The sequence below is a fragment of the Pedobacter agri PB92 genome (genome assembly GCF_000258495.1).
In the GTDB taxonomy this organism is placed as follows: domain Bacteria; phylum Bacteroidota; class Bacteroidia; order Sphingobacteriales; family Sphingobacteriaceae; genus Pedobacter; species Pedobacter agri.
The window spans coordinates 1-12,851 of the sequence record NZ_AJLG01000142.1 but is presented as its reverse complement, the minus strand read 5'-3'; the positions used below and the strand labels follow the sequence as shown (position 1 = coordinate 12,851).

Genomic DNA, 12,851 nt, shown 5'->3' with positions numbered 1-12,851 from the left:
TGAATCGACAAGCAAAAAATTACGAAAAGAACTAGAATCAAAATTAGCCCTTGCATTTAATGAAGTTGTTAGCCAGTACGGCAAAGCAAAGAAAGCAGATAGCGTGATCGAGAAATTTGCAAAACAACTTTCGAAGAAAATCAAAATCGCTACATCAAATGATTCAATCGCTCCTTTTATTAAAGATGAAGAAATTGAATTGTTGCCAGAAACTCTTGAACAAGCAGTAAGCAAGGAGGTAACTGGAAAAAAAACAAAAGCAGATAAAAAAGAAACCGCATAAAAAATGGCCAGAAAATTAATTTTCTGGCCATTTTACTATTAGTTGATCGATTTATTTATCTTATAAATTAGCTAACAAATCAACACCGTCAACCGTAGCCCATTTGCCTTTAGCTAATGAAGCACCTGTTGCTGTTGTAGAAGCTGACCAGTTTGCACCAAAGCTAGCTGCATTTACAGTGAAAGTATTTGCACCTGAAATGAAAAGATTTGGAGAATTGGTAACTTTAACATTCGTTAGTTTAATTTTACCCGTTAAAACCTGGTTGTTGTAGGTTAATAAATCTAAGATTTGAACAACGCCACCATTAAATGCTGTAGGAGTTGTCTGGCTTCCGTAACCATCAATAACAATATTACTAAAATCGCCATTACCATTAGCTTTAAATTGAATGGCATCTAACTGAATTTCACCTTGTGATTCTGTTGTTGTACCTGCAGCTCTTTTAAGAGTGATGTTCGTAATTTTTGGCCAAAAAGCATTGTTGTTACTTTTAGCTTCAACTTCCATTCCGTAGTTACCTAAACCTGTTTGATAAGCAAACCAGTTTGTATTATCCTGGCCTCTCCAGCTATCTTGCCAATCAAATGAATCATCGGCATTACCATAAGATATTAAGTTTTTAGCACTTACTGTACCGCCATAAAACTCAAAACCATCATCATTACCTCTATAAGAAACTAAATTTTCCAGAGTCGTTCCGCTACCAACCGCATAAAATGAGAAACCATTATGCTCTTTATTGTTTGTAGTAATTACCTGACCGGCATATTCTACTCTTACATATCTTAATGAACCACTACTATGAGCAGCATTTGCACCTCCATATTCCTGATTTAAACCATCTTCTGATCTTGAAGTTGTAGTACCTCCACTTGCAATAATTGGCGCATCACCATACATGATAATCCCAGCCCAGGAACCTGCAATTTTAGATTTTTCTGTAAGTACGATTGGCTCGTCTGCCGTTCCGTTAGCAATTAAAGTACCGCCTTTTAAAACCACTAATCCGTCTTCTCCATCTGTTTTATCAGCAGTGAAGGTAGATCCTTTTTCAATTGTTAAAGTAACACCTGGCTGAATTTTTACCAATCCTTTTAACGTATAATTTCCAAAAGCTAATGTTCTGTTAGCAGTGATATCACCTGTGATTTCACCTACTACAGGCTCTTTAGTTGGCGGTAAGAAATCATCATCGTCATCAGAGCATCCTGTAAAAATCGTAGCTGAAATCGCAACTGCGTAAAGTAATTTTTTCATGTTAATATGTTTTATAATGCAAAGTTAAATTTCGAATGTTTTGAACAGGTTAACACTGTTTTAAGCTTACGTCAACCTATTATTAAGTTAATATTATCAGCTTAAAAAGTATAGCCTAAACCTAGTGATACCCCAACCCCTCTTTTGTAATCCTTCACTGTTAAATCATTTTCGAAAACGTTTATTTTACTGTCTCCACCCAGCTCAATTTGGTATGTTGGATTTAAGATATTTTCTACTCCGAATTTTAAATCCCACTTTGTTGCGATTTTATTATTCCAGATGAAATCGAGTTTGCCAAATGGTTTTTCATAATAACTATCTAAGCCATTTGTGCCCACTGCATAAATACGCTCGCCATAAATGTTGTAAGCCAGGGTCATGGTACTTTTCCATTTTTTACTAAAATCACTTTCATGTTTGATATCGGCATTGATTAACCATGGAGAAGCACCCTGAAGTTTACGTGTTAGTTTATTTCCTAATGATTTTATCTCAGATGCATTTCTCAAAGGATCAATTGTTGCCTTCGTAACCATTAATGATGTATTGAAACCAAATGAAAAATTAGAAAGTGCTTCATTAATCCTGCTTAACTGCAATAACAACTCGATCTCAGCACCATATAAGGTTGCTTTTTTTGAATTATCATAAGTAATAACTAAACCACCACTTCCTGCCGATTGCAGAAACAATCTTTCGATAGGGTTTTGAATGTACTTAGCGAAACCAGTGATTGCAAACATCTCTTTATTTGTAGGGAAGAACTCATATTTAAGATCAAGATTATAGTTCTTGCTATTTGAGATATTCGGGTTACCGTTCTCGATCGTTGCATCCGGATTAACAAATTCAAGCGGGTAGGCTTCCATAACCACAGGCTTGGTTAACGTTTTCGATGCTGATAAACGGAAATTTGCCTTTTCCGTAATGGCGTATTTTATGTTTGCTGCCGGAAGTACATCAAAATTGTTTTTAGTAATTTTTCTAAACGGATCAGCAAAACTTCCAGATTCTCTGTAGCGGCTAATGCGTTGCGACTGCTCAAATCTTGTCCCAACATTGGCCTGCAGCTTTTCATTTAGATTTAATGCTAAATCTAAATAACCAGCATTAACGCCCTCCTGCATTTTTGATCTGTAAGTGGCATTCGTTCCTTCGCGGTAAGTAAATCCACCATTTGAAATCTGTCCACCTAATATACCATCAGGTTGATTGGTTGGAAACACAGCTGAGTTTGATGCTAAATTTTGAGACACCAGGAATCTGAAATCAGATTGGATTTTGTTAAATGAGCCATTGTAACCTGCAGAAAGCTTATGCGCTTTACTTAAATCGCTGTTTCCAAATTTCCAGTTATATTCTAACATTCCTGAAGCAAAGAAATCGCCATTAAAATCCATGTATTGCCTTACTATACTGTTGCCGGAATAACTTAATGCAGTGGTACTGGCATCAATTTGTGAACCTTTAAAAGATTTTCTATCAGGTAATTGATATTGCGTTTTGGAATAAGAAACTCCTGCTTTAACACTGTGTTTGTCATCTGCAGTAATTTTGTAATTCGCAAACAATTGTCCAGTGAAGAAATCGGTTTTCTGTAACTGATTTAATCTGATAAATGCATTTTTAACGGTTGCCTGACTATTCGTGTAACCCAACTGATCCTGGATAAGATTTTCAGTCCCTTTTAAATAAAAAGCATTCAAATTCAAACTTAATCTCGGAGTTGCATAGTTTAATGCTCCTAAAACAGATGAGTTTGTAGAAAATCTGTAACTTCTTGTATATAAATTATTATCATAAATTCCTTGTGCAGTATTAAAGAAACGATCTACACCTTCTCTCACCTGGAAATTGTTGTCCGTATTTAGTGAGAATAAATATTGAAGAGAGCGACCGTTATCAAGATTTATTTTTTGCGTATGAAGAATACCCACATTTGTATTTAGAGGAGCATTTCCTTCATCAACATTAAATCCTGAACCAAACTGCGTACCAGCCTCACTTGCCGACATAGTATATGCAGAAGGAACTTTACCGAAAGATTTTGTTAATTCGCGTTCTTTGCCTGAAAACCCTAAGTAGTCGCTAAATGACATTGCATCATCAGCCCTTAAGAACTTTTTGAAAGTGCTGTTAGATATAAAACTTGTCCCGATATTAATTTTTGTGACAGGTTTCTCCCCTTTAGCAGTTACGATGTTGAACGTACCTCCGGCAAAATCACCATACAAACTTGAATTAAACGTTTTATAGGTTTCAAGTACAGATACAATATCTGTAGGGAAAAGATCAAGCGGAATTATTTTCTTAAAAGGATTATTTGATGGAACCGCCAAACCATTGATTAATAAGTTATTGTACCGATCTTCCAATCCCCGAACAAATAAACCTCGTCCATCTACTTTTGTGATACCGGTAATTTTGGTCAAACCTTCTTCTACATCACTCACTCCTTTTCTGGAAAGCTCCTGAATACCAATACCTTGTTTTATTTCTATAGCATTTTTCTGCATAGATAACAAAGCGGTCTCACTTTCTTTACCAGCAACACCTCTTACCTGAACATCACCCAGCGTTTGAGAATTAGACTCATCCAATACGATGTTTAAAGCTGTATTAACACCGCCTGCAACTTCTACGCCTAGAACTTCTTTTGTGGTATAACCTACATAAGATGCCTCGATAATGTGTTTTCCATCTGCGAGCGCTCCAATGGTATATTTGCCATCTGGCCCGGTTGATGTTCCTTTAGTAGTACCTTTGATTCTAACCGTTACCCCAATTAAGGTTTCGCCGGTTTTTTTATCGGTTACCGTCCCAGAAATTTTACCGGTTTGTGCATAGGCGGCTATGCTTAAGAATGAAATCAGCATGACTAATGCCGATTTTTTTAAAATTGTGATTAAGTCCAATTTGCCTGTGTTTTATTTTAGGCAAAGCTATTACCACAATGTTAGCTATATGTTAGATGTTAATTAAGCTTTATTTAGCTAAAGGTTAATTTAATGTTAGCTACTTTCCGGTTAGTACCTGATACCTGTTTTCTTGCAGATGAAGTGCAATAACCAAATTGGCCCGATTAACAAAAACTTAACATCATCTAAAAATGAGGGCTTTTTACCTTCAATTTTATGCCCGATAAATTGCCCTACCCAGGCGGCTACAAATATAGCAGCATAGATGGCATAAGCAGTTCCGCTACCCAAACCCACAGCTTGTTCAATTTTAACAATGACATAACTCATGAGGCCCACTACCCAAATCATCAGAAAAAATAATACAGGAGATAACGTAAAATAATAATATAAGCTAAAAGCCAAAAGAAATGATGCCCAGTTAAAAAAGCCATTATAGCTACCTAAAAAACCGATATGAGGAAATGGAATCTGCCATACTAAACCCAATAAACTGAATACAATCAAGGGAACACAAATCCAGTGGACTAATTTGTTGGTCGGATTTTGATGGCTCTCTGCATACTTGTCAAAAAGCACATCAACAGGTCGCTTAGGTTCAATTTGTATAGTTGGCTTGTTCATGATGTAAAATTATAAAAAATGTTGGAGATACTGTTACAGCATATCATCATTGCGAGGTACGGAGCAATCTAGCTCATCATCACGAAATAATAAATCATTGTGATAAGATTTAGTAAGAGAATTTATAATCCATGAAGGAAAGCTGGTAACAAAAAAAGCGATGGAAAACCATCGCTTTTAAATATTTATTGCTTCGTCATACAAGATACTTAAGCAATGACGAATAATCAGTTACTTCGCAAAAGCTACTGAACGTGTTTCACGAATCACCGTAACTTTAATCTGACCAGGATAAGTCATTTCCGTTTGAATACGGGTTGAAATATCTGCAGCCAGTAATTCGGCTTGTGCATCTGTAATTCTTTCACTTTCTACAATTACACGTAATTCTCTACCTGCCTGAATCGCAAAAGTTTTTTCCACGCCTGGGTAAGATAATGCCAGTTCTTCCAAATCTTTTAAACGTTTGATATAGCTTTCCACTACCTCTCGTCTCGCTCCCGGACGGGCACCAGAAATGGCATCACAAGCCTGAACAATTGGTGAAATCATCGACGTCATTTCTATCTCGTCGTGGTGGGCACCAATAGCATTGCAAATTTCTGGATGTTCTTTATACTTTTCAGCCAATTGCATACCTAAAATTGCGTGAGGCAATTCAGGATTATCATCAGGCACTTTACCAATATCATGTAACAAACCGGCACGTTTAGCCATTTTCGCATTTAAGCCTAATTCTGCCGCCATGGTTGCACAGAAGTTTGCTACCTCACGTGAGTGATGCAAAAGATTCTGACCATACGACGAGCGGTAACGCATGCGTCCCACCATACGAATCAATTCAGGGTGTAAACCATGAATACCCAAATCGATCACAGTACGCTCACCGATTTCTACAATCTCATCCTCAATTTGCTTTTTGGTTTTGGCTACAATTTCTTCGATACGGGCCGGGTGAATACGTCCGTCGGTTACCAAACGGTGTAAAGCTAAACGGGCAATTTCTCTTCTTACCGGATCAAATCCAGATAAAATGATCGCTTCAGGGGTATCATCTACAATAATCTCAATACCGGTGGCTGCTTCTAAAGCACGGATATTTCTACCTTCTCTACCAATTACGCGACCTTTAATTTCATCACTTTCAATATGAAAAATAGAAACCGAATTTTCAATAGCAGCCTCTGTCGCAGTGCGTTGAATGGTTTGAATTACAACTTTTTTAGCTTCTTTGCTGGCCGTTAATTTCGCCTCATCCACAATGTCTTTCACCTGCATCATGGCTTGCGTACGAGCCTCTTGCTTTAAGTTTTCTACCAATTGTTCTTTAGCTTCCTCAGCCGAAAGACCAGCGATGGTTTCCAATTGTTTCAGGTGCTGATTTTTCAATACTTCAACTTCTTCCTGCTTCTTAACAGCCAATTCAGTTTGCTTTTCAAGGTTACCTTTTTGCTTATCAAGCTCCTGTTCTTTTTTATTGAAGTTTTCCATACGCTGATTTACCGATTGCTCTTTCTGCTTAATGGTATTTTCGCGTTGGTTGATCGTGTTGTTTTTAGCATTTACTTCCTGTTCATGCTCTGCTTTCAGTTGTAAAAACTTTTCTTTGGCTTCTAAAAGCTTGTTCTTTTTTAAGATTTCTGCGTTGTTCTCTGCATCTTTTAAAATCTTTTTAACCTTGTTTTGAGCAGCAACTTCCTGCCCTTTTAACAAGTTGCGTAGTAGGAACCTGCCCACCGCTATACCGATACCTAAGCCTGCTATTAGGGCAAATATGTATCCTAGAATTTCCGTTATCTCCATTTTGTTTTTTAAGTAAAAAAAAACCGCAGCTAATTTTTTTAAAGTCTCATCATTTTAAACCTCAACTAAGCATAATTGGGATTTAAGCCATTTTCAGGTGCCATAGCAGATGAAATACGCCCTCTTAACCCCATAGATATTGAAGTGTTAAGTTTTATAAATTTGAAACTCAAAAAACTAGCCGCGGCTATGTCTTTATGCTAATGTGCAACTATTGAACTGAATATAATCAGTTATATCATTATCATGATATTTGCAAAGAACGAACCTTATTTTTTAAAAAAACCGTTGAGTAAAACATCCAATTCTTCAACTTTATCAGCAACGGCAGTATCCTGGTTTTGTACTTTATTTTCCGTTCTCAATACGGCGGTTGCATAATGCAAAACTGCCATAGAAAGAAGATCCTGCTTATCTCTAACCGCATAATTATCTTGATAATCTTTTATGCGTTCATTGATCATTTTAGCCGCCCGTCTTACAATTTCTTCCTCTTCCGTATTCACCTTTAAAGGATATATACGATCGGAAATGGTTATTTTAATCGAGATTTCTCCCATTTGTTAGCTTAGTTTCTGATTTCTTCGCATTATTTATTTTTTAAGTAATGCGATACTCTTATCAATCTCCCGCACAAAATCGTTAATTTTTTGCTTAATGTCAAGCGACTTTTCACTTGTTCCTTCAATACTTTTAGCCAGTTTTGTTACCCTTAGTTTTTCTTCAAGGTCTACAGTTTTGGCTTTTGAGGTATCAACAGCAACTTTTAACGACTGATTTTCAAGCTTTAATAAATCATTTTCTTCCTGTAAAGCGTTACATAACTCAATTAATCGAGCTGTTTTTTCTAATACTTTATCTAATTGATCTGCAACAGAAGTCATGAATTTATTTCTAAAAATACGAATTTATATTTTATTTCCTAATTTCTGCGCCTGCTTGCTGGGTTAAATTCGCAATTAACTTCTGCATAGTATTTTCAATCTGCTTATCGGTGAGGGTTTGCTCCTCATCCTGCAAAATAAAATTCAGGGCATAAGATTTTTTCCCTTCCGGCAATTTATCACCTACATAAACATCGAAAACACCAACCTCTTTGATGAGTTTTTTATCCGTCTTGAAAGCAATACTTTTTAACGTATCGAATGTTACGGCCTGATCAATCAACAAAGACAAATCTCTGCGCACCTGCGGATATTTAGAAATTTCTTTATTAACGATTTTATTTTTCTTTACAATATCAAGTATTCCAGCCCAGTCAAAATCTGCATAGAAAACTTCGGCATTCACATCTGCTACCTTTCGATCGGCCTTGCTTGCCGCACCAAAACTCACCAGGGTTTTATCTCCACGGAAATATTTTAAGCCATAGGCGAAGTTTTCATCATTTAAACTATCGGTTTGATAACCCGAAATACCCAAACGGGAAATGATGGCATCAACAGCTGATTTTAGATTATAAAAAGAAGCTGCTTTTGAATTTTGATTCCATTGCTCACTTTGTTTTGCCCCAGAGATTAACAATAACAGTCTCGGGCGTTCGACATACTTCTCATTAATTAAGTGATACGTTTTACCGAACTCATAAAACTTTACGTCAGCATTTTTACGGTTTTGGTTATAAGCCACGCTTTCCAGAGCCGGCATCAACAGATTTTGGCGCATTACATTTAAATCACTACTCAGCGGATTCAGCACAAATACGGCCTCATCCAGATTTTTTGAATAAGCTGATTTGGTTAATGAGTTACACATAATCTCCGCGTAGCCATTTGCGGTAAGCAGATCTGCAATCGTATTATGCGTATTTTCTTTCTCCGGCTTCACGCTGTAAGAAAGTGATGCATTTACTTTCGATGAGATTTCAATATTATTATAACCATAAATTCGTAACACCTCTTCAGTGATATCACATTCGCGGGTTACATCAACTTTGAAAGAAGGAACCCTCAATGCCAGCGTATCATCAGAAGTACTGGTAGCCGTAATACCTAAAGCTGTGATGATATGTTTAATTTCATTAGATGGAATATTTGCTCCAATCAATTTATTAATATTGGTATAGCTAACTTCAAACTCAAACGGGCGGATATGATTCGGATAAATATCAGAAATCGAAGATGAAATTTCGCCTCCCGCCACTTCCTTGATTAACAATGCGGCGTACTTCAAAGCGGTGACCGTAATCTCAGGATCTGTTCCACGCTCAAAACGGAACGACGCATCAGTTTTCAATCCATGTCTTTTTGCTGTTTTCCGTACCGAAACAGAATTGAAATAAGCACTCTCCAGGAAGATATTTTTAGTTTCACTATCAACGCCAGATGTTTTCCCACCAAATACGCCCGCAATACACATAGGCGCAGCAGCATTGCAAATCATTAAATCATCGGCATCTAACTTACGTTCTACATAATCAAGTGTTATGAATGGCGTACCTTCAGCAACTTTTTTAACGATTACTTTTCCGCCCGCAATTTTATCAGCATCAAAGGCATGAAGCGGCTGTCCTAAACCATGCAACACATAGTTGGTAATATCCACCACGTTATTAATCGGACGAAGACCAATAACTTTTAACTTATCTTTTAACCAGTCTGGAGATTCGGTAACGCTTACCCCGGAAATGGTAACACTGCTATAACGCGGACAAACAGCTGCATCTTCTACTTCTACCGGGATAACTAAATTTTCATTATCAGTTTTAAAAGCTGATAAATCCGGCATTTCATATTCACTTCTAAAATAGGCTGCTAAATCTCTGGCCACCCCTAAATGAGAGGCTGCATCTGCCCGATTTGGCGTTAAGCCGATTTCAAAAACAAAATCATCATTCAACTTAAAATGATCTTTAGCAAGAACTCCAATTTCGGTATCTCCTGACAAAATCATAATACCATCATGAGATTTTCCCAAACCAATTTCATCTTCAGCACAAATCATTCCTTGAGAAACTTCTCCCCTAATCTTGGATTCTTTGATTTTAAAAGGATCGCCTTCTAAGGGATAAACAGTAGTTCCGACAGTGGCCACCACTACTTTTTGTCCGGCAGCAACATTTGGCGCCCCGCAAACAATTTGAAGATTTTCTTTTCCGCCAACGTTAACAGTGGTTACACGCAAACGATCGGCATTAGGGTGTTGAACGCATGTTAAAACTTCGCCAATAACTAAGCCCTCTAAGCCGCCCACAACAGGTTGCACTTTTTCTACACTTTCTACCTCTAAACCAACATTTGTTAAGATTAAGGAAAGCTCTTGTGGCGTTTTATCAATTTGAACGAATTGTTTTAACCAGTTATATGATATTTTCATTGTTGAGTACAAAGTAGTGAGTATTAGGTATCAAGACAAATCTTGAGCTATACCCAATTTTTTAAAACGCAAAGATAATATTTAAAGATGAAACGTGTTAAAAATCGGAAACATTGAATGATTTATAATTTATTTATTAAGACTATATTTGTTTATGGCTATCAAGGTAAACACGAAAGCAATTCTATTCAGGCAATTGCAGATGAATGCTGAAAAAATTAAATCTTTCGGCGTGAGTAAGTTAGGCGTTTTTGGCTCTTTCACAACAAATGAGGTGAATGACCATAGCGACATTGACTTTCTTGTTGAATTTGACCCTACCAAAAAAAGCTTCGATAATTTTATTGACTTATCTTATTACTTGGAAGAACTGCTCAATCGCAAAGTTGAAATCGTAACCCCACAATCTTTAAGCAAACATATAGGCCCGCATATTTTAAAACAAACCCAGTATGTTAGCATCTAATATTGAGCTGGTTAAACATATATTAGATGAAATCAATTTCATTCTCCAACAGACTTATTCAAAAAGTAAAGAGCAAGCTACCCTCGACCCAGTCCTTTCCAGAGCACTGATCAGGAGTCTTGAGATTATTGGGGAAGCCAGTTCAAAATTAGATCAAGAGTTCCGATCTTTACATCCACACATTGAATGGCGCAAAATTACGAATACAAGAAATAAACTCATTCATGAATATTTTGGGGTTGATTATGATATTGTTTGGGATATTATAACCAATAAACTTCCAAACCTTAAAGTATTTTTGGAAGAAATAATTTTTTAAATATCACTATCCTTCCAGAAAATTTATTTCTTAAATCATAAAAGTTAAATTTATCCAAAATTCATCTTCAGCGGAAAAAATCAAAACCACAATCTGGCAAAAACTGGTAAATGATCAGACGGGTATCTTTTATTTTTACTATCAGAAAGAACTGCAAATTTCTGAACTTTAAAACCCTTGTTTACAAAAATATAATCGATTCTGTTTTTCAAATCGCTGTTGAAATCAAAAGCGTTAAAAGTTCCTTCTGGTCCATAAGCCGGCTCCTGAGTGATTTCTTTCGCATCAATTAAAAATGATTTTATTGTTGCAATGGCTTCGGTTTCGGGTGTAACATTTAAGTCGCCGGTAAAAACCACTGGTAACTTAGGCGCTATTTCCTGTATTTTTTGTTTGATTAGTTTTGCTGATTCGATCCTGGCTTTTACGCCAACATGATCGTAATGCGTATTGAATACCAGAAACTCTTTTTTATTAGATTTATCGTAAAGGCGCACCCAGCTACAAACGCGGTTCAATGCAGCATCCCAACCTTTAGATGGCACATTTGGTGTTTCCGAAAGCCAGAAAGTACCGCCATCTTTTTTGGTAAAACGATCTTTATCGAAGTAAACTGCAGAAAATTCACCTTTACGTTTTCCATCTTCACGCCCCACACCTACCACATCAAAATTTGAATTTTCCAGCAAGGCATCAAATTGTTCGGGCAAGGCTTCTTGCACACATAAAATATCTGCATCATGAAACTTAACCAAGGCCTTCACATTATCCTTTCGGTTCGGCCAGGCATTTATACCATCAGAAGCAACATTAAATCGAATGTTATAGGTGATAATATTGATAGGCGAAGCTTTTTGTTGTGCAAAAGCAATCGTAGAAACAAGTAATAAGGAAAAGATAATTTTAGAAGCTTTCATGTGATGTTTAATTTCAATTTGCCAATAATACTAATTTCATGTTAATTGAATTTTAAGTAGTCAAATTGTTATACATGATATGCCTTATTATACAGGATGCTAAACGCCACCGCTTCATGTTGTTCTGAATTTCCGAATCAGCAACCAACTGTTTATAAGCTCCATACAATTAAGACCCTGAAATAAATCAGGGTGAAGATCAACGTAATACGATCTCTTAGATCACATCATCATCCTTGTAGCTATAGTAATTATTATTGCCAAATATTAAATGATCAACAACATAAAGACCTAGCATAATACCTGATGCAACCAAATCTCTGGTAATTTTATTATCGCTTTCACTTGGTTTTAAGTTTCCTGATGGATGATTATGTGCTAAGATTATACTCGCCGCATTATTTTCTAAAGCAACTTTGAAAATGATTTTTGGATCAGCAACTGTTCCGGCCTGACCACCTTTGCTAATTAAATGTTTTCCAATAATATGATTGGATCGATTGAGGAGTAAAATCCAAAATTCCTCATGATTAAGATCAGCAAAAGTATGATGTAGATAGCGATGAACATCGCTTGATGCCGACACCTGCGTAAGTTGTTCTTCCTGGGTTTCCTTTCTTCGTAAGCCCAGCTCCAATGCGGCAACTATAGAAATCGCTTTTGCTTCGCCTATTCCTTTGAATTTAGAGAGATCCTGGATAGATGCCCTCCCCAGTTTAGTAAGATTATTTTCGTAAAAGGCCAAGATCCGTTTACTTAAATCGACAGCTGTTTCGTTCCGATTTCCTGACCCGATTAAAATGGCAATCAATTCGGCATCAGTTAAATGCCTGCGACCGTTTTGCAAAAGCTTTTCTCTAGGCCGATCTTCTTCAGCCCACAGTTTTATTCCAAGTTTTTTATCGTATTCTTCCATATTTTTTACGCAAAAAAAAAAGGCATC

General features: G+C 36.7%; 12 protein-coding genes. 3 read left to right on the top strand and 9 right to left on the bottom strand.

What is annotated here, in order from left to right; translation table 11 throughout:
* On the top strand, window positions 1–283 hold a 283-nt coding region (locus tag ON09_RS17825; protein ID WP_010602428.1), incomplete at its 5' end, for a hypothetical protein.
* A gap of 60 nt (window positions 284–343) precedes the next feature.
* Here the strand turns inward: ON09_RS17825 and ON09_RS17820 are convergent.
* The 7 genes from ON09_RS17820 to pheT form a co-directional block, all read right to left on the bottom strand.
* Window positions 344–1,543, bottom strand: coding sequence for a hypothetical protein (locus ON09_RS17820; protein WP_010602427.1), 1,200 nt, complete (start codon window positions 1,541–1,543; stop codon window positions 344–346).
* A gap of 101 nt (window positions 1,544–1,644) precedes the next feature.
* A complete protein-coding gene (locus ON09_RS17815) occupies window positions 1,645–4,461 on the bottom strand; it encodes a TonB-dependent receptor (protein ID WP_010602426.1) in 2,817 nt (938 codons plus the stop codon).
* Window positions 4,462–4,572: 111 nt separating this feature from the next.
* Entirely contained in the window at window positions 4,573–5,088 is a 516-nt protein-coding gene (locus ON09_RS17810; protein WP_010602425.1) for an Mpo1 family 2-hydroxy fatty acid dioxygenase, read from the bottom strand.
* A gap of 231 nt (window positions 5,089–5,319) precedes the next feature.
* Window positions 5,320–6,891, bottom strand: a complete 1,572-nt coding sequence (gene rny / locus ON09_RS17805) for a ribonuclease Y (protein WP_010602424.1) — start codon at window positions 6,889–6,891, stop codon at window positions 5,320–5,322.
* A gap of 269 nt (window positions 6,892–7,160) precedes the next feature.
* A complete protein-coding gene (locus tag ON09_RS17800; RefSeq protein WP_010602423.1) occupies window positions 7,161–7,451 on the bottom strand; it encodes a cell division protein ZapA in 291 nt (96 codons plus the stop codon).
* A gap of 33 nt (window positions 7,452–7,484) precedes the next feature.
* Entirely contained in the window at window positions 7,485–7,775 is a 291-nt protein-coding gene (locus ON09_RS17795) for a hypothetical protein (RefSeq protein ID WP_010602422.1), read from the bottom strand.
* Window positions 7,776–7,806: 31 nt separating this feature from the next.
* A complete protein-coding gene (gene pheT, locus ON09_RS17790; protein ID WP_010602421.1) occupies window positions 7,807–10,206 on the bottom strand; it encodes a phenylalanine--tRNA ligase subunit beta in 2,400 nt (799 codons plus the stop codon).
* 154 nt (window positions 10,207–10,360) lie between these two features.
* Here pheT and ON09_RS17785 point away from each other — a divergent pair, with 154 nt between their 5' ends.
* Both ON09_RS17785 and ON09_RS17780 read left to right on the top strand, forming a co-directional pair.
* Window positions 10,361–10,672, top strand: coding sequence for a nucleotidyltransferase family protein (locus tag ON09_RS17785; RefSeq protein WP_010602420.1), 312 nt, complete (start codon window positions 10,361–10,363; stop codon window positions 10,670–10,672).
* Window positions 10,659–10,991: a HepT-like ribonuclease domain-containing protein gene (locus tag ON09_RS17780; RefSeq protein WP_010602419.1), complete on the top strand. Its 333-nt coding sequence runs from the start codon at window positions 10,659–10,661 to the stop codon at window positions 10,989–10,991. The genes ON09_RS17785 and ON09_RS17780 overlap by 14 nt, the downstream gene beginning before the upstream one ends.
* A gap of 80 nt (window positions 10,992–11,071) precedes the next feature.
* On the opposite strand, the gene ON09_RS17775 is transcribed toward ON09_RS17780, so the two are convergent.
* Both ON09_RS17775 and radC read right to left on the bottom strand, forming a co-directional pair.
* Window positions 11,072–11,908, bottom strand: a complete 837-nt coding sequence (locus ON09_RS17775) for an endonuclease/exonuclease/phosphatase family protein (protein ID WP_010602418.1) — start codon at window positions 11,906–11,908, stop codon at window positions 11,072–11,074.
* Between the two features lie 217 nt (window positions 11,909–12,125).
* The gene (radC, locus tag ON09_RS17770; RefSeq protein WP_029204435.1) at window positions 12,126–12,824 is read right to left on the bottom strand and encodes a RadC family protein; all 699 of its coding nucleotides are present in this window, start codon (window positions 12,822–12,824) and stop codon (window positions 12,126–12,128) included.
* Window positions 12,825–12,851: the final 27 nt, after the last annotated feature.